This window comes from Leifsonia sp. McL0607, assembly GCF_049993355.1.
In the GTDB taxonomy this organism is placed as follows: domain Bacteria; phylum Actinomycetota; class Actinomycetes; order Actinomycetales; family Microbacteriaceae; genus Leifsonia.
In genome coordinates, this window is sequence record NZ_CP188253.1 from 1,539,187 (window position 1) to 1,562,574 (window position 23,388).

General features: G+C 66.6%; 19 protein-coding genes, 1 tRNA gene and 3 pseudogenes. 11 read left to right on the top strand and 12 right to left on the bottom strand.

The window, feature by feature from the left end:
* Positions 1–23: 23 nt before the first annotated feature.
* From ACPPVW_RS07450 to ACPPVW_RS07460, 3 genes are read left to right on the top strand one after another with little or no spacing between them, the layout of a single operon-like run.
* Positions 24–833 (top strand): class E sortase, encoded by an 810-nt coding sequence (locus ACPPVW_RS07450; protein ID WP_426625867.1) that lies wholly within the window; start codon positions 24–26, stop codon positions 831–833.
* A gap of 3 nt (positions 834–836) precedes the next feature.
* On the top strand, positions 837–995 hold the full coding sequence (locus tag ACPPVW_RS07455) for a hypothetical protein (RefSeq protein ID WP_426625868.1): 159 nt from the start codon (positions 837–839) through the stop codon (positions 993–995).
* A complete protein-coding gene (locus ACPPVW_RS07460) occupies positions 992–1,630 on the top strand; it encodes an anthranilate synthase component II (protein WP_426625869.1) in 639 nt (212 codons plus the stop codon). The genes ACPPVW_RS07455 and ACPPVW_RS07460 overlap by 4 nt, the downstream gene beginning before the upstream one ends.
* A 40-nt stretch (positions 1,631–1,670) precedes the next feature.
* Here ACPPVW_RS07460 and pknB read toward each other — a convergent pair whose 3' ends face one another.
* From pknB to ACPPVW_RS07495, 7 genes are all read right to left on the bottom strand, one after another.
* Entirely contained in the window at positions 1,671–3,365 is a 1,695-nt protein-coding gene (pknB, locus tag ACPPVW_RS07465; protein WP_426625870.1) for a Stk1 family PASTA domain-containing Ser/Thr kinase, read from the bottom strand.
* Between the two features lie 96 nt (positions 3,366–3,461).
* Positions 3,462–5,171 carry a protein kinase domain-containing protein gene (locus ACPPVW_RS07470; protein ID WP_426625871.1) on the bottom strand — a complete coding sequence of 570 codons (1,710 nt, stop codon included), beginning with the start codon at positions 5,169–5,171 and terminating at the stop codon, positions 3,462–3,464.
* Positions 5,168–6,622 carry a peptidoglycan D,D-transpeptidase FtsI family protein gene (locus ACPPVW_RS07475; RefSeq protein ID WP_426625872.1) on the bottom strand — a complete coding sequence of 485 codons (1,455 nt, stop codon included), beginning with the start codon at positions 6,620–6,622 and terminating at the stop codon, positions 5,168–5,170. Before ACPPVW_RS07475 ends, ACPPVW_RS07470 begins: the two co-directional genes overlap by 4 nt.
* Before the next feature lie 3 nt (positions 6,623–6,625).
* A complete protein-coding gene (locus tag ACPPVW_RS07480) occupies positions 6,626–8,020 on the bottom strand; it encodes an FtsW/RodA/SpoVE family cell cycle protein (protein WP_426625873.1) in 1,395 nt (464 codons plus the stop codon).
* Positions 8,007–9,251 (bottom strand): PP2C family protein-serine/threonine phosphatase, encoded by a 1,245-nt coding sequence (locus ACPPVW_RS07485; protein ID WP_426625874.1) that lies wholly within the window; start codon positions 9,249–9,251, stop codon positions 8,007–8,009. The genes ACPPVW_RS07480 and ACPPVW_RS07485 overlap by 14 nt, the downstream gene beginning before the upstream one ends.
* A gap of 3 nt (positions 9,252–9,254) precedes the next feature.
* Positions 9,255–9,854 (bottom strand): FHA domain-containing protein FhaB/FipA, encoded by a 600-nt coding sequence (locus tag ACPPVW_RS07490; RefSeq protein ID WP_426625875.1) that lies wholly within the window; start codon positions 9,852–9,854, stop codon positions 9,255–9,257.
* Positions 9,851–10,561 carry an FhaA domain-containing protein gene (locus tag ACPPVW_RS07495; RefSeq protein ID WP_426625876.1) on the bottom strand — a complete coding sequence of 237 codons (711 nt, stop codon included), beginning with the start codon at positions 10,559–10,561 and terminating at the stop codon, positions 9,851–9,853. Before ACPPVW_RS07495 ends, ACPPVW_RS07490 begins: the two co-directional genes overlap by 4 nt.
* Before the next feature lie 154 nt (positions 10,562–10,715).
* Here ACPPVW_RS07495 and ACPPVW_RS07500 point away from each other — a divergent pair.
* Both ACPPVW_RS07500 and ACPPVW_RS07505 read left to right on the top strand, forming a co-directional pair.
* A tRNA-Leu gene (locus tag ACPPVW_RS07500) sits at positions 10,716–10,799 on the top strand.
* 862 nt (positions 10,800–11,661) lie between these two features.
* Positions 11,662–12,953: pseudogene (locus tag ACPPVW_RS07505) on the top strand (IS256 family transposase).
* 39 nt (positions 12,954–12,992) lie between these two features.
* On the opposite strand, the pseudogene ACPPVW_RS07510 reads toward ACPPVW_RS07505, so the two are convergent.
* Positions 12,993–13,820 (bottom strand): annotated as a pseudogene (locus tag ACPPVW_RS07510) (IS5 family transposase); the annotation flags it as partial.
* A gap of 385 nt (positions 13,821–14,205) precedes the next feature.
* On the opposite strand from ACPPVW_RS07510, the gene ACPPVW_RS07515 reads away from it, so the two are divergent.
* Together ACPPVW_RS07515 and ACPPVW_RS07520 are read left to right on the top strand one after the other, a co-directional pair.
* Positions 14,206–14,697 carry an MFS transporter gene (locus tag ACPPVW_RS07515; protein WP_426625877.1) on the top strand — a complete coding sequence of 164 codons (492 nt, stop codon included), beginning with the start codon at positions 14,206–14,208 and terminating at the stop codon, positions 14,695–14,697.
* 137 nt (positions 14,698–14,834) lie between these two features.
* Positions 14,835–15,398 carry a hypothetical protein gene (locus ACPPVW_RS07520; protein WP_426625878.1) on the top strand — a complete coding sequence of 188 codons (564 nt, stop codon included), beginning with the start codon at positions 14,835–14,837 and terminating at the stop codon, positions 15,396–15,398.
* Here ACPPVW_RS07520 and ACPPVW_RS07525 read toward each other — a convergent pair.
* From ACPPVW_RS07525 to ACPPVW_RS07540, 4 genes are all read right to left on the bottom strand, one after another.
* Entirely contained in the window at positions 15,379–15,942 is a 564-nt protein-coding gene (locus tag ACPPVW_RS07525; protein WP_426625879.1) for a dihydrofolate reductase family protein, read from the bottom strand. The two genes, ACPPVW_RS07520 and ACPPVW_RS07525, sit on opposite strands and share 20 nt — an antisense overlap.
* A gap of 50 nt (positions 15,943–15,992) precedes the next feature.
* Positions 15,993–16,247: a hypothetical protein gene (locus tag ACPPVW_RS07530; RefSeq protein WP_426625880.1), complete on the bottom strand. Its 255-nt coding sequence runs from the start codon at positions 16,245–16,247 to the stop codon at positions 15,993–15,995.
* A 118-nt stretch (positions 16,248–16,365) separates the two neighbouring features.
* Positions 16,366–16,776 carry a MerR family DNA-binding transcriptional regulator gene (locus ACPPVW_RS07535; RefSeq protein WP_426625881.1) on the bottom strand — a complete coding sequence of 137 codons (411 nt, stop codon included), beginning with the start codon at positions 16,774–16,776 and terminating at the stop codon, positions 16,366–16,368.
* A 96-nt stretch (positions 16,777–16,872) separates the two neighbouring features.
* A complete protein-coding gene (locus ACPPVW_RS07540) occupies positions 16,873–17,688 on the bottom strand; it encodes a shikimate 5-dehydrogenase (RefSeq protein WP_426625882.1) in 816 nt (271 codons plus the stop codon).
* Positions 17,689–17,827: 139 nt separating this feature from the next.
* Between ACPPVW_RS07540 and ACPPVW_RS07545 the strand changes: the two are divergent.
* The 4 genes and pseudogenes from ACPPVW_RS07545 (at position 17,828) to ACPPVW_RS07560 (ending at position 23,234) form a co-directional block, all read left to right on the top strand.
* Positions 17,828–19,017 (top strand): annotated as a pseudogene (locus ACPPVW_RS07545) (ROK family transcriptional regulator).
* 179 nt (positions 19,018–19,196) lie between these two features.
* Complete coding sequence (gene mmsA / locus ACPPVW_RS07550) at positions 19,197–20,747, top strand: multiple monosaccharide ABC transporter ATP-binding protein (RefSeq protein ID WP_426625883.1); 1,551 nt, start codon at positions 19,197–19,199, stop codon at positions 20,745–20,747.
* A complete protein-coding gene (gene mmsB, locus ACPPVW_RS07555; RefSeq protein ID WP_426625884.1) occupies positions 20,744–22,093 on the top strand; it encodes a multiple monosaccharide ABC transporter permease in 1,350 nt (449 codons plus the stop codon). Before mmsA ends, mmsB begins: the two co-directional genes overlap by 4 nt.
* A gap of 49 nt (positions 22,094–22,142) precedes the next feature.
* Positions 22,143–23,234, top strand: coding sequence for a substrate-binding domain-containing protein (locus ACPPVW_RS07560; protein ID WP_426625885.1), 1,092 nt, complete (start codon positions 22,143–22,145; stop codon positions 23,232–23,234).
* Positions 23,235–23,388: the final 154 nt, after the last annotated feature.

A 23,388-nucleotide genomic window follows, 5' to 3' on the forward strand; every position in this document is an offset into this window, starting at 1 on the left:
CCGGCGCGGTTAGAATCTGTCATATGACCGCTCCCGTCGAACCCGAGCGCCCTCGTCGCGCCGGCGCTCGGCGGGCCGCTCAGAAGCCGCGGCGCAGGCGGGGCCCGATCGAGACGACCATCGGCGTCATCGGGGAGCTGCTGATCACGGCGGGCATCCTGGTCGGGCTGTTCCTGGGCTGGCAGGTCTGGTGGAACAACCTCGTCCTGTCCGGGCAGCAGACCTCGGCAGCTCAGCAGCAGAGCAAGAAGTGGATCGACGAGGCCACGGCGACGCCGCGGCCCACACCGACCGACTCCACGACTCCGGTGTCCGTCGACCCGCCTGTCATGGCTCGGCCGTCGGACTACGAGCCGTTCGCGGTGGTCTACATCCCGCGGCTCGGCGCGGACTGGAAGCGCACGATCCGCCAGACCGTGGACGTAGAGAAAGTCCTCAACAGCTACACCGCAGGCGTCGGTCATTATCCCGATTCCCAGATGCCGGGTGAGGTGGGCAACTTCGCCGTCGCCGGCCACGACTCCGGATGGGGCAACACCTTCATCGATCTGTCCAAACTTCGCGTGGGCGATCGCATCTACGTGCAGACAAAAGACGGCTGGTACACCTATCTCTTCCGCAATTTCGAGTACGTCCAGCCAACGCAGGTCCAGGTGATCGCTGCGGTGCCGCGACATCCCGACGTGCAACCGGTCGACCGGTTGATGACGATCACGACATGCAATCCGCCGTTCCACGCCGGCGAGCGGCTGATCGCTTACAACGTGTTCCAGGGGTTCTCGCCGACGCAGGACGTGCCCAACGAGATCCGCGCCGCGGTGACGGGAGGCTGAGACATGTACGGAGCGCTGTGGCGGATACTCCCCGGACCGGTGTGGTTTCGGATCCTCGTCCTGATCGTCCTCGCGGCCGTCGCGCTGTGGGCGCTCGTGAACTGGGTCTTCCCCTGGGTGGATTCGCTCCTGGGTCCTCAGGAAGGTACCGTGGGCCCGTGACCCGCGTACTCGTCATCGACAACTACGACAGTTTCGTCTACACGCTCAACGGCTACCTGCACGAACTGGGCGCCGAGACGGAGGTCGTGCGCAACGACGACATCGCGGTCGACGACCTCGCCGACCGCGCGGCCGGCTATGACGCGGTGCTGGTCTCGCCGGGCCCGGGCAAGCCCGCCGACGCGGGAGTGTCCATCCCGGTGGTCGAGCTGGCGCTCGCCACGCGCACCCCGCTCCTCGGCGTGTGTCTCGGGCACCAGGCGATCGCGGAGGCCTTCGGCGCTGTGGTCGCCAACGCCGAGGAGCTGATGCACGGCAAGACCTCGCAGGTCGAGCACGACGACAGCATGCTCTTCGACGGCGTCCCTCAGCCGTTCACCGCCACCCGATACCACTCGCTCGCCGTGGTGGACGGAACGCTCCCCGACGAGCTCATCGTGACCGCGCGTACCTCCGGCGGAGTCATCATGGCTCTGCAGCACCGCGACGCACCGATCTACGGGGTCCAGTTCCATCCCGAGTCCGTGCTGACGGAGGGGGGCTACCGGATGCTGGGCAACTGGCTCGAAGTCGCCGGACTCGCGGGCGCGGCCGAGGCCTCCCGCTCGCTGCACCCGCTCGTCGAGCTGGGCTGACCGAACGCGTTCTCGTCGTCCGGCTGTGCCCGTCGGCGGGCTAGCCCGAGCAGTACGTGAGGCCGACGGTGCTGCCCTGCGGCACGTCACCGGGAGCGACTGACTGCGTGTGCACCAGCGGTGTACCCGAGTTCTGCGGGCACGTCGGGTCAGCTTTCGGATCCGACGTCAAGCCGAGCTGCGAGAGCAGAGCTGTGGCCGCGGTGAGCGACTGTCCGGTCAGATCGGTCAGTGTGACCTTGCCGCTGGAGACCGTGATCGCGATCGTGTCGCCCTCGTGTGCCGTGCCGCCGGCCGCTGGGTTCGTCTGGATGACCACATTGACGGGAACCGTCGCCGAGTTCTCCGTCGTCACCGGCCCGAGCGTCAGGCCGGCGGTCTGCAGAGCCTGCTTGGCCGCGTCCTGCGTCATGTTGTTGACGTCGGGGACGGTGACTGCCTTTTTGCCGGTCGAGACGTAGAGATTGATCGTGTCGCCCGTCGCGACGACGATCCCCGCCGCCGGATCGGTGTGCGTCACCTGGCCCGCGGCGTACGTGGAGCTCTCTTCGCTCGTCTGCGTCCACTTGAGGTGGAGACCTTCCAACTGCTTCGTGGCCTTGTCGAGCGTCTGACCGGAGAGGTTGGGGACCTCACGTGACGTGTCGGGCATGGTCGTGTTCGGCGCGAGCCGCAGCACCCAGGCGAGCACGGCCACGACGACGACCGCCATGACGGCGATTCCGGCCCAGATCCAGATGACCGGGGGCCGTCGCTGCGTGCGGACCAGGGTCTGATCCTCGGCGAGCTGACGGAAGGCGGCCTCCGGCCCGGAGACGGAGCTCGGCGGCGCGCCGAAGAGGGTCTCGGCGAACTCGTCCTGCTTCTTGTGGACGGGGACACGGCCCGCCGCGGCCTCGTCGAGGTCGTGGCGGAAGTCGACGACCGTCTGGTAGCGCTCGAAGCGGTCCTTCGTGAGAGCGTGGGCGACGACCACATCCATGGCCGGCGAGACCTTGGGGTTGATCGTGCTCGGCGCGACGGGGGTCTCGCTGACGTGCTGATACGCGACCGCGACCGGGGTGTCGCCACGGAACGGCGGCCGGCCCGTGAGCATCTCGAAGAGCACGACGCCTGTCGAATAGAGGTCGGTGCGCGCGTCGACTGTCTCGCCCTTGGCCTGCTCGGGCGAGAAGTAGCTGGCCGTGCCGAGCACCGCGGTGGTCTGTGCGACCGTCGCCGAGGAGTCGCTGATAGCGCGCGCGATTCCGAAGTCCATGACCTTGACCTGGCCGGTCGTCGTGATCATGACGTTGCCCGGCTTGATATCGCGATGCACGACGCCGGCGCGGTGCGAGTATTCGAGCGCCGTCAGGATGCCCTCGGTGATGCGCACCGCCTCCGTCACCTCGAGCGGCCCGCGTTTGATGAGATCTTTCAGAAGAACGCCGTCGACGTACTCCATGACGATGAAGGGGAGCTGCGCCTCGTGGCCGTTCGGCTCGCGGACGGTCTCCTCGCCCGCGTCGAAGACCCGTACGATCGTCGGGTGCGTCATGCGCGCAGCGGCCTGGGCCTCTTGACGGAAGCGTGTGCGGAACGCCGGATCGGTGGCGAGCGACGGCTTCAGCAGTTTGATGGCCACGGTGCGCCCGAGCCGGGTGTCGACGCCGCGGTGCACGTCGGACATGCCGCCGCGGCCGATGAGTTCGCCCACCTGATATCGACCTGCGAGCAGGCGGCTATCTGGGCTCAAGGCGACTCCTTCTCGGGTGATGGGCTCCGGACAGTGTAGCGGGCTGACTCTGGACGTCTCCCCCGTGTGGGGGACGGCCATCCAGCAGCGCGGGAATCAGGGAGTGGCGGGCGAAGTCGGGCCGCCGGACGGCGCGACGGTGTACGGCGAAGTGGGTGACTGCGCCGACTCGACCGACTCGCCCTGGTTGCAGAAGATCGAGTAGCTGAGTGTGTAGTCGCCAGCCGTGGTCGGGGACCAGGTGAACTTGGAGTCGTTCACGGGAGCCTGCGGCTGGCCATTCACGAACAGGCGTCGCCCGGTGAGGTTCTGTCCAGCTGGGCAGGTCGCCGAGCCGAAGGATACCGTGATCTGTGAATTGGCCTCCCCCTGGCCGGATGGCGGGTTGGCCGACACGGTGTCGGAGGGCGTCGGTATGGGGGTCACCGGGCCGTAGACCTTGACCGTGATCGTCGAGCCCTTCTGAACCGGGCCGGTCGGGTTGACCGAGTAGACGGTGTTGACCTCGCCGCCGGTCGACGCAGCCGAGCCGGTCTCGACATCGGCGACCATCCCGGCCGCCTGCAGCTTCTGGCGAGCCTGGTCTGCCGTGAGACCGAGATAGTCGCCCTCGGAGATCTGGACCGTCGTGCTGGTCGGCGTCGGTGTTGGCGTAGGCGTAGGCGTTTCCGACGGACTGTGCGACACCGTGGTGGTGGTCGGCTCCGGGGTCTTGGGCTGCGCGAGCAGTGCGATGATCGTGCCGATGAGAACGAGGGCGAGGAGGGCGATGAGGGCGATCAGCGGCCACGTCCACGGGCTGCGCTTCTTCTCCTCGACCGGCTCCTCCGTGATCTCCTCGTCTACGGCCTGCCCGGCTGCGGCGGCCGGCAGCACCGTGGTTGCCTGGGTGGGAGCGACATTCGGCGACGTCATCAGGACGGTGGCCGCGTCGGCGGCCGCGGCGACCCCGAGCACGGCAGGCACGGAGGCGGCAGCCGCGCGGATGTCGCCACGGCGAAGCGACTGGGCGGCGCGCGCCAGGTGCGCAGCCGACGCCGGTCGGTCGGCCGGGTTCTTCGCGATGCAGGCGAAGACCAGATTGCGCACCGGCTCCGCGACTGTGGCGGGCAGCTCCGGCGGAGCCTCGTTGATCTGCGCCATCGCGATGGCGACCTGCGACTCGCCGGTGAAGGGCCGACGGCCGGCGAGGCACTCGTAGGCGACGATGCCGAGCGAGTAGATGTCGGTCGTCGGCGACGCCGGATGCCCCGACGCCTGCTCGGGCGACAGGTACTGCACGGTGCCCATGACCTGGCCCGTGGCGGTGAGCGGGACCTGGTCGGCGATGCGGGCGATTCCGAAGTCGGTGATCTTGACGCGGCCGTCGGGCGTGATCAGGAGGTTGCCCGGCTTGATGTCGCGGTGGACGAGGCCGGCCGCATGCGCGGAGTGCAGTGCGGCGGCGGTCTGCGCGACGATGTCGAGGGTGCGGTCGCTGCTGAGTACGTGCTCACGCTCCAGGACGGTGGAGAGCGCCTCGCCGGGCACGAGCTCCATCACGAGGAAGGCGCTGCCCTCCTCCTCGCCGTAGTCGTAGACGTTCGCGATGCCTTCGTGGTTGACGAGCGCGGCGTGGCGGGCCTCGGCGCGGAACCGCTCGAGGAAGCCGGGATCGCCCAGGTATTCGTCCTTGAGGATCTTGATCGCGACGGTGCGTCCGATGACCAGGTCCGTCGCCTGCCAGACCTCGCCCATGCCGCCGATCGCGATGCGCGACTGCAGCTCGTAACGTCCTCCGAAGGTGAGCCCTGCTGTGGGTCTCATTTATTCAGCACCGCCTCAAGTACTTTCTTCGCGATCGGAGCGGCGATGGAGTTACCCGTGCCGTTCTGACCGCGTCCACCGCCATTTTCAACGACAACCGCTACAGCGAACTGGGGATCGTTGGCCGGCGCGAACCCCGTGAACCACAGCGTGTAGGGGTCGTTCTCCCCATTCTGCGCCGTCCCCGTCTTACCGCCGACCTGAACCCCGTCTATTCTTGCATTGCTCGCCACGCCGTGATCGACGCCGTCGACCATCATCTGCTTGATGGTGTCGGCGTTCTGCTGGCTCATCGGCTGCGAGAACTGCGTGGGCGTGAAGCTCTCGATGGTCTGCAGATTCGACGACCGGATCGCGTCGACGAGGTTCGGCGTCATGAGCTTGCCGCCATTGGCAACGGCCGCCGACACCATGGCCATCTGCAGTGGAGTCGCGCGGTCGTCTTTCTGACCGAAGGATCCCAGAGCCCGCTCCGCCGTGTCGGTGTAGAGCGGGTAGAAGCTCTTCTCGACGGGGATCGGGATGTCCAGCGACTGGTTGAAGCCGAATTTGTCGGCTTGGTCTTTGATCACCTGCGGCTTGAGCTGCATCCCGAGCTCGGCGAACGGGATGTTGCAGGAGAGGATCTGAGCCGTCGCGATCGAGACGGTCTCGCCGGGGCCGCACGTGGTGAGCGAGTCGTTCTTCACGATGGTCGGGGAGCCGGGCAGCGGCAGCGACGCCGGGTTCGGGAGCTGGCTGTCCTTCGTGTAGTCGCCCGTTCCGAAGGCCGCAGCGCTCATCACGGGTTTGAACGTCGACCCGGGCGGGTTGAGGTTGCCGCCGATGGTGCGGTTGGTGAGGGGGCTCCCCGATGCGTCGACCAGCTGCTGATAGGTCGCGTTGACGGCTGCGGTGTCGTGGGACGCCAGCACGTTCGGGTCGTAGGTCGGCTTGGACACCATCGCGAGGATCCTGCCGGTCTTCGGCTCGAGGAGCACCACGGCTCCCTGGTAGTCGCCGAGCGCATCCCACGCCGCTTGCTGCGCCTTCGGGTCGATCGTGGTCTCCACACTGGCGCCCTGCGGGTTCTTGCCGGTGAGGATCGCGTTGATGCGGTCGAAGAACTGCGAGTTGGAGGTTCCCGCGAGCTTGTCGTCGAGCGCGCCCTCCAGGCCCGTCGCCTCGCCGTTGACCGGATAGAAGCCGGTGATGGCGGAGTACAGCGGCCCGTTGCTGTAGACCCGCTGCCACTTGTAGACATCGCTGGAGGGGACGGACTGGGCGATCGGCTGCCCGGCCACCAGGATGGCGCCCCGCTGAGCGGCGTAGCTGTCATTGCGGGCCCGCGTGTTGCGCGCGTCAGCTGCCAGGCTGTCCGCCTGCACGACCTGGAGGATCGAGGTCGACACCAGCAGGGCCACGAACATGGCGAGCACGATCGTGCTCACCCTCTTGATCTCGCGATTCATCGCTCAGCTCACCACCAGACGGGGTTGATTGCGGACCGTGTCGGAGAGGCGGAGGAGGAGCGCGACGATGATCCAGTTCGCCACCAGCGACGAGCCTCCGGCCGCGAGGAACGGTGTCGTCAGGCCCGTGAGCGGGATGACGCGCGTAACGCCTCCGATGACGATGAAGCACTGCAGCGCGAGCGTGAACGAGAGGCCGACGGCGAGCAGCTTGCCGAAGTCATCTTGTCCGGCGAAGCCGATCCGCAGCCCGCGCGCCACGAAGACGAGATACAGCGCGAAGATCGCGAAGAGGCCGGCCAGCCCGAGTTCCTCGCCCAAACTGGCGATGATGTAGTCGCTCTGCGAGACCGGCGTGACCCAGGGCTGACCTTGGCCGAGGCCGGTGCCGATGAGGCCTCCGTGGGCCAGGCCGAAGAGCCCTTGGACCAGCTGGAAGCTGCCGCCCTGTGCGTCGTAGACCCTCTGCGTAAACGGGTCGAGCCAGTTCTCGAACCGGTCGTGCACATAGACCAGGAGCTGGCTCGCGATGACCGCGCCGCCGACGATCAGCAGCAGACCGAGGATCACCCAGCTGATGCGGGAGGTCGCGACGTAGACCATTACGAGGAACAACCCGAAGATGAGGAGCCCGGTGCCCAGGTCGCGCTGGAAGACGATGACAGCCATCGACATCAGCCACACGATCAGTAGCGGGCCGAGGTCGCGGGCGCGCGGGAACCGGATGCCCAGGAACTTCTTGCCCACCATGGAGAGAGAGTCCCGCGCCTGCACGAGGTAGCCGGCGAAGAAGACCGCGAGGCACAGCTTGGCGACCTCACCGGGCTGGAAGCTGAACGGGCCGATGCCGATCCACACGCGCGCGCCGTAGATCTCGCGGCCGATGCCGGGGAGCATCGGCAGCAGCAGCAGCACGAGCGCGGCCAGCCCGAAGATATAGGTGTAGCGCTGCAACACGCGGTGGTTGCGGATGATCACCACGACGGCGACGGCGCCCACGATCGCGATCCCAGCCCAGACGATCTGCTTGACGCCGGCGCTGTCCCAGCCCGAGTCCTGGTAGTGGATGTCGATGCGGTAGATCTCCGCGATGCCGATTCCGGTGAGCACGGTGGCGATCGGCAGGAGGAACGGGTCGGCCTGCGGTGCGACGAACCGGAGGGCGATGTGCATGCCGATCACCAGGACGGACAGGCCGGCGCCGAGGTAGACGAGCGTCAGGTCGACGTGCCCGAGAGCGCCCAACTGCACCAGGACGACCGCGGCCGCATTGATGCCGCACGCGATGATCAGCAGGAACAGCTCCAGGTTGCGCAGCTTCGCGGGCAGGCGCAGCCGCTTGACCGGGCCGGTGGCCGGCCTGGCCTGCTTGCGCTCCCTCACGTCACTTGGCGGCATCGCTCAACTGATCCACTATCGCCCTGGCAGCCTCCAGGTCGTCGGCGTTGATGGTCTGCTGCACGAGCTGCTTGTCGTACTGCGGGAGACTCCTGACCGGCACGTCGGACTCCTCGTACACGTGCGAGAGCACGATCGGCCCGAGGTTCTGCTGCACCCCCTGGAAGATCGCGACTTTGCCCGCCGGGGAGGCGCCGACGAAGAATCGCGACTGGGTCCACTGGTAGCCGAGGAGAACGGCGAGGACGATCGCGACGACGAGAATCGCCAGCCCGATCATCCAGGTGAGCCGCCGCCGCCGCACTCTGCGTTCGTCCTCTTCGATCAGCTCGTCGAGGTAGTCATCGGACTCCGGCTCGAAGTGGGTCGGCCCGGTCGCGGGTCGCACGGGGTGGAGGCGCAGCGTGGGGAGGCGGGCGGGGCGCGTGGAGGGCTTCGGCTCGCCGAACTCGAGCGGCGCGGCGGCCGAGCCGACCGTCACCGGGTCTTTGACGACGTCGCCGCGGCTCACGTCGCCGATGTCGAGGATCACGATGGTGACGTTGTCGGGGGCGTCCGCGTCGAGGCTCTGCTTGAGCAGCCGGTCTGCGACCTGCTTGGGGGCGTCCTTCGACGAGAGGGCGGCGAGGAGGTCGTCGTTCTTGACGACGCCGCTGAGCCCATCGGAGCAGATCAGCCAGCGGTCGCCGGGTCGGGTCGCGAGGATGAGAGTGTCGATCTCCGGGGAGGCGTCGACGTCGCCGAGTACGCGCATGAGGACGGAACGGCGCGGGTGGACCATCGCCTCCTCTTCGGTGATCCGACCGCTGTCGACCAGTCGCTGGACGAATGTGTGGTCGACCGAGACCTGGCTCAGCTCGCCCTCCCGGAAGAGGTAGATGCGGGAATCGCCGATATGGGCGATCGCTACCTCGTCGCCCACGCGCAGGAGCGCGCTGACGGTGGTGCCCATGCCAGTGAGCTCCGGATGCTCGAAGACCGTCTCGGCGAGGAGGGAGTTCGCCGCGATCAGGGCGGCCTGCAGCGCGAACTCGGCTTCCGAGGCGGTGTCGTAGTCGCCGTCGGCCTCCCGGATGCGGTTGACGGCGATAGCGCTGGCGACGTCTCCACCGGCGTGGCCGCCCATGCCGTCGGCCACCACGAACAGCTCACGGCCGGCGTAGCCGGAGTCCTGGTTGTTCGAGCGGATCTTCCCAGTGTGGGAGACGGCCGCTGCGCGGTTCGCTGCCACCGGTTACCGTCGCAGCTCGAATGTGGTCGTCCCGATCTTGATCGGGGTGTCGAGCGGTACCTGGGTCGGGACGGTGACGCGGCGGCCATCGAGGAACGTGCCGTTGGTGGAGTCGAGGTCCTGGATCATCCACTCGTCGTTCCAGAGCAGCAGGCGCGCGTGGTGGGTGGAGGTGTAGTCGTCCCGGATGACGAGCCCCGACTCGCTCGAGCGTCCGATGGTGATCGGATCGCGGGCGAGGGCGAGTTCTGTCCCGGTACGCGGCCCCGACGTGATGACGAGCCGATGGGCGGTCTGGACGCTGGCGTTCGTGCCGCCGCCAGCGGTGTTCGCGCCGGCGGGGAGGCTGGACACCGGGGCATGCTTCATGACCGGTTCTGTCGGCCCGGCTGCGGCCGCCGCTGCACTGGCCGGCACGCGCGCGGGGGCCGCGGCCGGAAACGGCGATGCCGGTGCCTGGGCCGCCGGGGACTCGGGAAGCTTGCGCACGCGCTGGCCGAACAGATCGGTGCGGAGCGCGTACACGATTCCGAAGACGAAGAGCCAGAGGAGCAGGAGGAACCCGAAGCGCAGCACCAGCAGCGTGAGCTCGCTCGGGTTCACGAGGTGCTCCAGAAGTTGTCACCCTGTCCGGAGCGCGGGGCGGCGGCCTGCGGGAGCACCCGGAAGACGATACGGGTGCGGCCGATGGTGACGACCGAGTCGGGTTCGAGGATCGCCTTCTTCACCGGCTGCCCGTTCAGCTGCGAACCATTCGTGGATCCCAGGTCCTCCACCTGTGCCCGGTGGCCGTCCCAGGTGATCATGACGTGGCGGCGGGAGATGCCGGTGTCATCGACGGTGATGTCGGCGTCGCTGCCGCGGCCCACCACGGTTCGACCGCCGGTGAGCGGGTAGTGGCGTCCGTCGATGTCGAGCACCGGAGTCCACGCGACGTCGCCCTTGACGTTCTCCGAGTCGATCTGCAGCATCCCGACGCTAATGTCCTGGTCTTCCACCAGCTCGACGGAGAGGCCGCCGGCGAACTGGTAGTGCTGGCTGGTCGCATGCTTCTGCGCGAACGAGACGAGTTCGTCGGTGAGCGCGTCGCCCATCGATCGCATGCGCTTGTAGTCGGCGGTCGACATGCGCAGCACGAAGCGGTTGGGGGCGAGGACCCGGTCGCGCGCGACGACGGCGGCCTTCGTGTCCATCTCTTTGCGGATGGCGCTTGTGAGCTCGACAGGCTGAAGCCCGGACCGGAAGGTCTTCGCGAACGCGCCGTTGACCGCGCGCTCGAGCCCCCGCTCGAAGTTGTCCAGAATGCCCACTAGTCTCCCGCTCCCGGCTTGCCAGCTACATGCATGTTAGTCGGAACGCCCGGGAAGACACCCCGGACGCCTGGCTAACCGGTGAAGTTCATGGTTTGGGCGCCTTCGGTCGATTCGTCGGCGGAGACGCGGTCGTGTTAGTCTTCCTGGGTTCGCGCGAGTGGCGGAATTGGCAGACGCGCTGGCTTCAGGTGCCAGTGCCCGCAAGGGCGTGGGGGTTCAAGTCCCCCCTCGCGCACGAACGAGAGGGTCGTCCCGACTGAGTGTCGGGGCGGCCCTCTCTGTTATCCGCGAGTAGCCCCCGACCCCCGAGGTGGTCTAATTTGCGTTCGCACCGGGCTAATGCCTTAGGCCATGGACGGGACAAACGGCCGCGTCGTACGGCTCCGGCGGCCGATGTTCGCGGATATATTCAGCATTTGGGCGCCAGTCTCTATCCAGAACCCTCGCGAACGTAACAACTCCCACTTGCTCCAGTCCTGCGCTCTTGAGATTGGCGGCGATGGACTGAGCATGGCCACCAGTTACCCACTGTCGTCAACAATCAGCGCCCGGGTAATGTCGGCACCTTCTGGGATTGCGATCCGCCACTTGTCCGGGGCAAGACGCCTGCGGAGGTTGCGGTCCTCGTCTGGGTCTCCTAGGAACTCGGGGTGCAGACGAGGAAAATTCGTCGCGAATAGATCGAGGTATGCGCCAAGGGGATGAGTGCCCTCCCGGCCGCTGGTCGAGGGAACCATCATTACCGCGACCCGTCCATCGCTCCAGCCCGGAACTAGACAGTCTGCGTGGTTGACGATCGCAGCCGTGAAGAGTGAGCGCAGGCGATTAGCCGTGATCTCGGAGGATCGACGTCGGGGAACCGCTTTAGAGTTCGCGCCGATAGGCGCTGGTCGCGGCGCGTTAGCGTCATGACGGGCACGAGGTCTGTTAACCACGATTTTGTGAAGAATCAGTCGGTTTCCAGGACACCCCGTGCCCGCCGTTCCATCATCCGTCATTGACCCGATCTGGCACCAGTTCGAAGGTCGGGACTGTGGATTTAACGGTGTTTCCGGCCTGACGCGCTGCGTGTGATGTGTGGCGGGGAAGGTGCCGTGATGACGACGACACTGGATGTTGTGAGTCCGAAGAAACACCATGATGATGACCGTTCCGCGGAGGCCGCTGCGGCGGCCGAGCTGGTGCGGCTGGCCAAAGAGCAGGGTCTGGCTCTGACGGGCCCGGACGGGTTGCTGAAGCTGTTCACGAAGAACGTGCTCGAGACCGCGCTGAACGAGGAGCTGACCGAGCACCTCGGCCATGAGAAGAACCGGGCTGACCTCGACCGTGAGAGCGGAAACGTGCGCAACGGGACTCGGCCGAAGACCGTGCTGACCGAAGCGACCGGGCAGGTCACGATCGATGTGCCGCGGGATCGCGATGGGTCGTTCGAGCCGAAGATCGTGAAGAAGCGCCAACGTCGGTTGAACGGGGTCGAGGAAATCGTCCTGTCGTTGTATGCGAACGGGCTCACCACTGGTGAGATCTCGGCGCACTTCGCTCAGATCTATGGTGCCTCGGTCTCGAAGGAGACGATCTCCAGGATCACGGACAAGGTGATCGACGAGATGAACGAATGGTCCGCCAGGCCGCTCGAGGAGGTCTATGCGGCGATCTTCATCGATGCGATCGTGGTGAAGATCCGCGACGGGCAGGTCGCGAACCGGCCGATCTATGCCGCGATCGGAGTCACCCTCGCTGGCGAGAAGGACGTCCTCGGACTCTGGGCTGGGACCGGCGGTGAGGGTGCGAAGTTCTGGATGAGTGTCCTCACCGACATCAAGAATCGTGGGGTGCGTGACACGTTCTTCCTCGTCTGCGATGGTCTGAAGGGTTGCCCGAGGTTGTCGGCAACGTCTGGCCACTCACGACGGTGCAGACGTGCATCATCCACCTGATCCGGAACACGTTCCGGTTGGCGTCGAAGAAGGACTGGGATGCGCTCAAACGCGATGTGAAGCCGATCTATACCGCTCCGAGCCCGAACGCCGCTCGGGCCGCGTTGGAAGAGCTCGACCAGAAGTGGGGCAAGAAATACGCGGCGATTATCCGGCTCTGGGAGTCCGCGTGGGAGGAGTTCATCCCCTTCCTGGACTACGACATCGAGATTCGCCGGGTGATCTGCTCGACGAACGCGATTGAGTCCCTCAACGCCCGATACCGGCGTGCGGTGCGCGCCAGAGGACACTTCCCGACAGAGCAGGCGGCGCTCAAGTGCCTGTATCTTGTCACCAGATCACTCGACCCGACCGGTGCGGGACGAGTCCGATGGACGATGCGATGGAAACCTGCTCTCAACGCGTTCGCCATCACCTTCGCAGACCGCTGGCCGGCCGCGGAGACCTACTAAATGAAAACCGCCGGAAACACCGTTACTGAGATAGTCCCGTTGTCGGGCGCTCCTGCCGTGCCAGCGGTGGCGTTTCCATCCTTCGCGAAGTAGTCGGCGGACGATGATGATGGCGTTGGCGAGGGCGATGAACGCGTCGATCACGCGGACGCGGCGTTCGGTGCAGATGTGGAGCTTCTTGAAGCCGCGGTTGTGCCAGGAGTTCGTGCGTTCCACGACCCAGCGGGCGCCGGCCTGGAGCGGGGTGCCCTTCTTGCTGATGACCCAGTCGCAGCCGAGGCTGCTTAGCAGGTTGCGGGTCTTGCCCGAGTCGTAGCCGGCGTCCAGGTGCACGGTGATCTGCTCGGGCAGGTCGAACCCGAACCGGGCCAGCTTCTCCAGGGTCGGGGCGAGCAGGGGCGAGTCGTGCCGGTTCGCTGGCGCTGCGACGACGCCGAGCGGGATCCCGCCGCCATCGACCAGGACCGAGCGTTTCGTGCCCTGCTTTCCCCGGTCTACCGGGGATCTGCCCGCGGCCTCACCTCCGCAGGGTGCTTTCACGATGCACCCGTCCACGGACAGGTTCGCCAGATCCAGGCCGATCATCTTCTCGTACCCGTTTAGGCAGAGCCGTTCCAGTTCGGTGAAGAGTCCCGCGGTGATCCATTCGTCGCGGCGGCGGCGGATCGTGGTGGCCGAGCAGGTGTGGTCGGCGATTTTCTCGTACGCGGCACCGAGGACGAGTACCTGGATCAGCTTGTCGAACACGATCCGGTCCGGGATCCTCGGCCGGTGGCCACCCCACGGGTGCTCGTCCACGACGGGTGGGATCAACGCTTCGAACTGCGCCCAAATGGGCTCGATGATGGAAGATGGAACAGCAGGCACGAGCACTCCTGGGCAACGACGGAATCTTGGTCGAAACCGTGTTTAACAGGGCTCGTGCCTGCCCTATGCCAACGCCACACCCCTACCTATCGGCGCGACCTCTTATACGATGAGACGTCCTCGTAAGGGTGCGTCTGTTTCACCGCCCAGCTCAGGGGTGCAACAAAATCGGCAAGGCTGACGCCGCTTCGGCGGTGCGCGTTGCACGCTATGCAGTACTCATACCCGGAGACCGGTGCGGTGCACGTCGGGCAGACGGAACCCGCGCGAGGCGGGTTCGTATAGATTCCGCGAAGCTGCGGGTCAGTTTCGGGTTCCATCGATGCGGTCAGTTGGCGAGAAGTGTTCCCCGAGGCCAGCCGTGCGCAGTCTGGCTGGTTCGTGCGTGAATCGTCTCGTTCTCGCCGGCCTCGTCCTGTTGCCGACGTTCGGCGTCGGCATCGTCGTCGCCTCCGTGTTCGGGCGCCGGCCGGAGATCCGCTGGAAGCTCATCGTCGGGGCGCTCGGCCAGGTCGTGATTGCGGTGCTGCTGCTCTTCGTCGGGCCGGAGGCCGCGCTCTGGGCGCTCCTGCTCATCGCTGTCGTCGTCGGTGTCCCGCAGGGCATCGTGAACCTGGCGATCCAGAACACGCTCTACCACCAGGCCGACCCCGCGAGGATGGGCGCCACTTCGGGCCTCCTGCGCACTTTCATGTATCTCGGGGCGATGCTCGCCTCGGCGGCGACCGGCGCGTTCTTCCACACGACCGCGACCACCGACGGCCTCCACGACCTGGCGTGGTTCATGCTCTGTGCGGCCGTGATCTTCCTGGTGATCACGCTCGTCGACCGGTCGCTGCGTCGCGTGGATCGGCTCGCCACCGGTCAGCAGGATTGACGGGAGGCTGTCCTGGAGCCACGCCGGCGGTGCCGTGAGGCGAGCGCATCAAAGACGAGCGTGAGCTGACGGACGCTGTCGCGCTCGCCCGCCGCCTCCGCAAGCGACTGGATCGCCCGACGCCGTAGAATCTTCGCGTGTCCGAGGATGTCCCGGTGCTGAGCGATTCGCTCATCGACGTGTTCGCGAGCGGGAGCTGGATCTTCCTGCCCGCCGCACCCGCGCGAGGTCTCGCGACCGAGCTGGAGGCGGAGATCCTCGACGAGCAGTTCTCGTGGTGCGAGAACCCGCACCTCGGCGAAGGGGCAGGGCTGCTGGTCCTCAGCGCGGCGATGAACGGCTGGAGGCTGCTGCACGGCGCGAGCGAGGCGGTGGGCTGGGCGGCCGGCATGCTCAGCGAGCGGCGCGACGTATACCGCGCGACCATCGACGTGCGGCTGCCGGCGATGAGCTGGGCTTTCCTCGAGCGCGGTGCGCCGACACGCACCGTCTCCGTCGAGCTCGGCGACGACGGTGACCTGGTCACTCGAACCTCCGGTCATCCGCTTCCGTTCGAGGCCGACGGCATCGACCTCCCGGACACCGGCACAGGTCTCGACGCGTTCTTCTACCCGGTCGCCCTGCTCGCCGAGCATGGGGTCACCCTCCACGACCTCGAGCTCGCGCTGGACCGGCCGAGTGTCACGCTCCGGGTGCGATGACGCGGTAGCGCACCAGCACCACTCCGGAGGCGAAGGCGTGCGTCTCCCGCAGCTCCAGCTGCAGCATCAGGTCGGTCGGCAGTGCCGGCGTCCCACCGCCGACGGAGATGGGGACGAGGAGAAGCGCGACCTCGTCGACCAGCCCGGCGCGGAAGGCCTCCGCCGCCAGCGTCGGGCCGCCGATGGAGACATCGCCGGACGCGGAGTCGACCAGAGCACGCACCGCTGCCGGATCGAAGACCGACTCGACGCGAGTGCGCGGGGTCGTCACACCGGTCACCGTCGACGAGTACACGACCTTGTCGGCGGCACGCCAGATGTCCGCGTACTCGCGTATCACCGTAGGTTCGTCGCCCTTGCCGATGTCGTTCCAGACGCGCATGGTCTCGTACATCCGTCGGCCGTAGAGGTAGGTGGAGACGCCGCGCTCGCGGGCGTTGACGGCAGCGTGGACCTCCTCGTCGGGCGCTGCCCAGTCGAAGGAGCCGGTGGTGTCGGCGGTGTAACCGTCGAGCGAGGCGATCGCCGAGAACACGAGAGACATGCCGCGACTCTAGGCCTCGGCGGCACGTGAGAACAGGGCTACGACGTGCGCTAGTGGGGGAGGAGCGCAGCCAGCGCACGCAGTTCGTCGCCGAAGATCAGCGGCACGACGATGTCGAGCATGAAGCCGATCATGATGGCGAGGACTGCGGCGCTGGCCGCGAGAACGACCACTGTGGCGAACAGCCTGAGATAGGTGTTCTCCGCCGCTGACGCGAGTGCCCCCCGCACTCGCGTCAGTTCCCCCTGGTGGCGGTGCTCCAGCGTGGTCATCTCGTTTCCCTCCGTGGCCTTCCCCTCGGCCACGACACCCAGTCAAGCCGGGATGGGATGCTCCGGCATCGGCCGATGGTCGGCTCGTGGTCATCCCGAGGGATGACACCGCCGCCGGTCGACGGGGGACCGAAGGGGACTCGTAGGACTTTTACCGCGGGAGAAGGGAGGCGACCACAGTGCAGCCCGAGCCCTGGTCGGGGGACGGCGGCACGACCGCCGCGGAGGCGAGCCGGCGCGAGAGCTGCTCGCGGCGTGCTTCGAGTGCGGCGATCGCGGCGTCCAGCTCGGCGATGCCGTCGGCGTACGCGACGACGGCCGCAGGGCATTCGTCGCTGCGGGCGTGGCCCGATCCGAGGCACGCGATGAAGGGCGCCGCTTTGCTGGGCGGGATGCCGACGGCGGCGAGTTCGCGGATCTCCCGCGCCGCACGCAGCTGGCCGTCGTCGTAGTCCCGATATCCGTTGGATAGCCGCTGCGGCGCCAGCAGCCCGAGGCGCTCGTAGTAGCGCACGGCCTTCACTGTCACACCGGCCCGGTCGGCCAGTTCGCTGATCTGCATCTGACGAACCTCCACGGCGGCGCGATCACGCCGCTCCGCCGCCAGCGTAAACCCTGACCCGTGGGGCAGGGTCAAGGAGGCCGACGGAACGGCCGCTCACTCCGCGCGCGAGAACTCCGATGCCCTGGCCACCTGCTCGGGCGTCAGAGCCACACCGGTATAGCGCTCGAACTGCCGCGCCGCCTGCAGTGCGACGACCGAGGCACCGGTGATGAGCCGCTTGCCCGCCGACCGACCCGCCGCGATCAGCGGTGTCTCGGCCGGGAAGGCGACCACGTCGAACACGACCGACGCGCGCTGCACGAACGCCTCGTCGAAGGCGAGGGCGTCCTCCTCCGCGCCGCGCATGCCGAGCGGTGTCACGTTCACGATCACGTCGAAGTTGGGCTCCGGCTCGCGCGCGGTCCACGTGTAGCCGTACTTGTCGGCGAGTGCAGAGCCGGCACGGTCATTGCGGGCGAGCACGGTCAGGTCGTCGAAGCCCGCACCGCGGAAAGCCGCGACGACGGCCTTTGCCATGCCACCCGAGCCGCGCACGATCACGCGGGACGCCGGGTCGACTCCGTGCTCGTCGAGGAGCTGGGCCACCGCTTCGTAGTCGGTGTTGGACGCTGTGAGCAGGCCGTCCTCGTTGACGACCGTGTTCACGGACTCGATCGCCAGAGCCGACGACTCCAGGTTGTCGACGAGCGGGATGATCGCCTCTTTGAACGGCATCGACACGGAGCAGCCGCGGAAACCGAGCGCCCGGATGCCGCGAATCGCACCCTCCAGGTCGTCGGTCGTGAACGCCTTATAGACGAAATTCAGCCCGAGTTCGTCGTAGAGGAAGTTGTGGAACCGTGTCCCGAGGTTGCTGGGACGGCCGGAGAGGGAGATGCAGACCTGCATGTCCTTGTTCAGGATGGGCATGGGTCCATTGTGGCAGGGGGCGTGAACGACGGGCGGCCCTCCCTGAACGCACCCGAAACGATGGTGCTCGAAGCGACGGTGGCACAACCGTTACGTTCACAACTTGACTACAACTCAGCGATGATTCACTCTTATCGCTATGATCGCCGCTCCGGGTCTTCCCCCGCGTGGCGCACGCAACCCCGGGTCTCAGGGCGCGCTCAGGCACTTGAACCAGGAGCGCCTCGTCGAGTTCCTGCTGACCAACGGCTCGTCCACCCAGGCTGAGCTGGCACGCGGGACGGGCCTGTCCACCGCCACCGTCTCGAACATCGTCCGCGACATGAGGTCGAAGGGCGTCGTGGCCACCTCGCCGGTGACCTCCAGCGGCCGGCGTGCGCTGCTGGTGCAGCTGACGGACACGGGCGACATCGCCGTCGGCTTCGATTTCGGGCGCCGGCACGTGCGAATCGTGCTCTGCACCCTCGGCTACGAGGTGATCGCCGAGGAGGAGGTTCCGCTGCCGCTCGGTTACGACGTCTCCGAGGCCGCGAAGGAGGCCGCCGGGCTCCTCGATCGGATGCTCGCCGCTGGAGCGCACGACCGGCAGGCGGTCCTCGCCGTCGGGATCGGCATCCCCGGCCCGATCGACCGCCGCACCGGGACCGTACTGCAGGGGCCATCCTCCCGGAATGGGTCGGAGTGCGCCTGCGCGACCTCGAGGACGCGTTCCGGTTCTCGGTCGTGGTGGACAACGACGCGAACCTCGGCGCGCTCGCAGAGGTGACATGGGGTGCGAATCGCGGGGTGCGCAATCTGATCTTCGTCAAGATCGGCACGGGCATCGGCGCCGGGCTGATCCTCAACGGGTTGCCGTACTACGGCTTCCTCGGGATCACGGGCGAGCTCGGGCACATCCCGGTCACCGAACAGGGCGTGATCTGCCGCTGCGGCAATCGGGGCTGCCTGGAGACGATCGCGTCGACGAGCGTGATGATCGAGACGCTCGGCCACGGGGCGAACGCGCCGGTCAGCACGGCGGACGTCCTGCGGCGGGGACGCGACCGCGACCCCGCCGTCCTTCGCGTGGTGAGCGACGCCGGCATCGCGATCGGCCAGGCGATCGGCAACATCGCCAACGTCATCAATCCCGAGCTCGTCCTCATCGGCGGACCGCTGGTGGGGCTCGGCGACGCACTTCTGGATCCGATCAGGCGCGGCATCCGGCACAACGCCATCCCCGTGATCGCCGAGACGACCGAGGTGCGCATCTCGTCGCTCGGCGACCGCGCGGAATCCCTCGGTGCGGCTGCCCTGGTCATCCAGGGCGCACTCGCCGGCAACGAGTAGAGCGACCACTCCCGCCGGATCGAACCGCCGTTCTAACCGACCGGCGAGCCAAATGCTACCGACCGTCTCGAAGTGGATATGTAACCATCGATATTTGGCGGTAACATTGAAACCGCGTTCATTCACCCGGCGCAATCACGCATACCGCATTCAGCCCGAACACGATCCAAGGAGCGACGATGCCGTCGAACGCAGTCATCCTGCAGATGCGCGCCATCACCAAGGAGTTTCCCGGCGTGAAGGCGCTCGAGGATGTCTCTCTCACCGTTCACGCGAACGAGATCCATGCGATCTGTGGCGAGAACGGCGCGGGCAAGTCCACCCTGATGAAGGTCTTGTCTGGGGTGTACCCGTACGGAACGTACAGCGGAGACATCGTCTACCAGGGTGAGGTCATGCGTTTCAAGGACATCAAGTCCTCGGAGCAGCGCGGCATCGTGATCATCCACCAGGAGCTGGCGCTGATCCCCGAGCTCTCGATCACCGAGAACATCTTCCTCGGCAACGAGCCGGGTCGCGGCGGCGTGATCGACTGGAACGCGGCGAAGTCCCGTGCGACGGAGCTTCTCGCGCGCGTCGGCCTGAGCGACGACCCGGACACGCAGATCAAGAACATCGGCGTGGGCAAGCAGCAGCTCGTGGAGATCGCCAAGGCGCTCAACAAGGACGTCAAGCTCCTGATCCTCGACGAGCCGACCGCCGCGCTGAACGAGGCGGAGTCCGCCCACCTCCTGGACCTGATCGTCGGGCTGAAGCACAAGGGTGTCAGCTCGATCATCATCAGCCACAAGCTCAACGAGATCGAACAGACCGCGGATGAGATCACAATCATCCGCGACGGCCATTCCATCGAGACGCTCAACGTCAAGGGCGATGGCGTCGACGAGGACCGGATCATCCGGGGCATGGTCGGACGCACCCTCGAGAGCCGGTTCCCGGAGTACACCCCGAAAATCGGAGAGGTCCTGTTCGAGGTGCGCAATTGGGTCGTCGAGCACCCGCAGATACCCGACAGGCTCGTGGTCAAGAACTCCAGCTTCACCGTCCGGCGCGGTGAGATCGTCGGCTTCGCCGGACTGATGGGTGCGGGTCGCACCGAGCTCGCGATGAGCATCTTCGGCCGGTCGTACGGCACGTACGTGTCGGGCGAGATGTACAAAGACGGCCGTGAGATCCGCGTGCGCACCGTGTCCGACGCGATCGACAACGGTCTGGCCTACGTGAGCGAGGACCGCAAGGTGCTCGGTCTGAACCTCCTCGACGACATCAAGCAGTCGATCGTCGCGGCGAAGCTGAAGAAGATCGCGAAGCGCGGGGTCGTCGACGACCGCAAGGAGTACGCGGTTGCCGAGGGGTACCGCAAGAGCCTCCGCATCAAGAGCCCGGACGTGGACCGCGGCGTTGCGACTCTCTCCGGTGGCAATCAGCAGAAAGTCGTGCTGGCCAAGTGGATGTTCACCGATCCGGACATCCTGATCCTCGACGAGCCCACGCGTGGTATCGACGTGGGCGCCAAGTACGAGATCTACGGCATCATCCAGCAGCTGGCCGCCCAGGGGAAGGGCGTCATCGTCATCTCCTCGGAGCTGCCGGAACTCCTCGGCATCTCGGACCGCATCTACACGATCTTCGAGGGCCAGATCACCAACGAGCTTCCCATCGCGGAGGCCACCCCCGAGACGCTCCTCAAGAGCATGACATCCGCCGAGAAGAAGGCAGCGAGAAAATGACGACACAGACACCTGCCGCAAAGAGTCCCGGAGGGATCCGCGACCTCGGCAAGATGTTCGGCGGAGGCCAGTCCACTGGGCGCCAGTTCGGCATCCTCGGTGCCCTCGTGGTCATCATCCTGCTGTTCCAGATCATGACCGAAGGCAAGACCCTCGACCCGGTCAACCTGATCAACCTGGTCAACCAGAACGCGTACGTGCTCATTCTGGCGATCGGCATGGTGATGGTCATCATCGCCGGCCACATCGACCTCTCGGTCGGATCGGTCGCCGCCGTCGTGGGCATCATCGTGGCCAAGTCCATGACCGACTGGCAGCTGCCCTGGCCCATGGCCATCCTGCTCGGCCTCCTGGTCGGCGTGGTCATCGGTGCCTGGCAGGGCTGGTGGGTCGCCTACGTCGGCGTGCCCGCGTTCATCGTGACCCTGGCGGGCATGCTGATCTTCCGCGGCCTCAACCAGCTGATCGGAAACGCCAACACCATCCCGGTTCCGGACGAGTTCACGTTCATCGGCGGCGGGTTCCTCCCCGAGTGGGGCCCGGACACCGGCTACAACAACTCCACCCTGCTGTTGGGGCTGGTGGTCGCGGTGGCGATCGCGCTCCTCGAGGTGCGCACGCGTCGCAACCAGGCCAAGACGGGTGCAGAGAGGGTGCCGCTGTGGGTGAGCGTGTTCAAGGTGCTCGTGCTCGACGCCGTCGTGATCTACGCGACGCTGCTGTTCGGAGGCGGCCGGGTGGGAACCTCCTTCCCGGTGTCGGGAATCATCCTCGGTCTGCTGATCATCCTGTACTCGTTCGTGACCCGGAGCACGATCTTCGGCCGTCACGTCTACGCGGTCGGCGGCAACGCGCACGCGGCGGAGCTGTCGGGTGTGAAGATCAAGCGCGTCAACTTCTTCGTGATGATGAACATGTCGGTGCTTGCCGCGCTGGCCGGGATGATCGCCGTGGCTCGCTCGGTCTCGTCCGGCCCGCAGGACGGCCTCGGCTGGGAGCTCGACGCGATCGCGGCCGTGTTCATCGGTGGTGCCGCGGTGTCCGGCGGAATCGGAACCGTCGCGGGATCCATCGTCGGTGGTCTGGTCATCGCCGTGCTCAACAACGGCCTCCAGTTGCTCGGCGTGACCAGCGACAAGGTCCAGATCATCAAGGGCCTCGTCCTTTTGATCGCGGTCGGCATCGACGTCTATTCGCACCGTCGCGGCGGACCCTCGCTGATCGGACGCTTGTTCGGCGGCGGCGGCCGCCGCACCGTCGCGGCTGAGGCCGCGGGAGTCGAGCAGCCCGCCGTCGTCCCCACGTCGGAACCGGCCGAGGACTCCTCCCGGTCGCTGACCACCTGATCCAGCCGTCGCCCACGACGTCGCCCCGCACACCAGAAGGAAACGAAGAATGCGCAAGATCGCACTCGCGACACTGGCCATCGCCGCTGCCGCCACGCTCGCCCTGTCGGGCTGTTCCACCCGTACCGGCTCCGCGGGGTCGACGGAGTCGGGATTCGCCAAGGATGCCACGATCGGTGTCGCCCTCCCGAGTAAGACGTCGGAGAACTTCGTCCTCGCAGGCGGCCTGTTCACGGAGGGGCTCAAGAAGGCCGGTTTCAGGGGCGACGTGCAGTACGCGGGCGGTACCAGCCTGGTCGCCGACCAGCAGTCCCAGATCCAGGCGATGATCACGAAGGGGGCCAAGGTCATCGTCATCGGATCGGTCGACGGTGGCCAGCTGACCGCGCAGACCAGGGCCGCGCACGACGCCGGCGCGGTCGTCATCGCCTATGACCGCCTCATCATCAACTCGAAGTACGTTGACTACTACGTCGCGTACGACAACGAGAAGGTCGGCGAGTTGCAGGGCCAGTCCCTCCTCGACGGTCTGGCCAAACGCTTCCCGGGCGTGAAGCCCTACAACATCGAGCTGTTCTCCGGATCGCCTGACGATGCGAACTCCAAGGTCTTCTGGCGAGGCGCGATGAAGATCCTGCAGCCGAAGATCGACGACGGCACCCTCCGGGTCGTCTCGGGGCAGACCGACATCAAGGCGACCGCGACGCAGGGCTGGTCGGGCCAGAACGCGCAGAACCGCATGGATACGCTGCTTGCTGCGAACTACAGCTCGACCGAGCTCCATGGCGTGCTGGCGCCGAACGACACCCTCGCCCGGGGAATAATCACTTCGGTTCGGAGCACGGGCAAGCCGATCCCCGTCGTCACCGGCCAGGACTCGGAAGCGCAATCGGTCAAGTCCATCATGGCCGGGGAGCAGTTCTCCACGATCAACAAGGACACTCGCAACCTCGTCAACCAGGCCATCGTGATGGTCAAGGACCTCCAGCAGGGCAAGAAGCCGGAGATCAACGACGACACGTCCTACGACAACGGGGCCCGGATCGTCCCGGCCTACCTGCTGAAGCCGATCATCGTGACCAAGGAGAACGCGGCCGAGGCGTACGCGGACGACCCGCTCCTGGAGCCGCTGACGAGGTAGTCGACCCACATCAGCCGAGAAGGCCGGTCCCGTTCGGGCCGGCCTTCTGTCGTATCCGGTGGGCCGCTGTCCGCCATCGGTGTAGTTGCGTCTCTGGCGACCGTTATCGATCTGTTGCCTTCACTATTTGATGCGAAGACTAAAATTTGCGTTT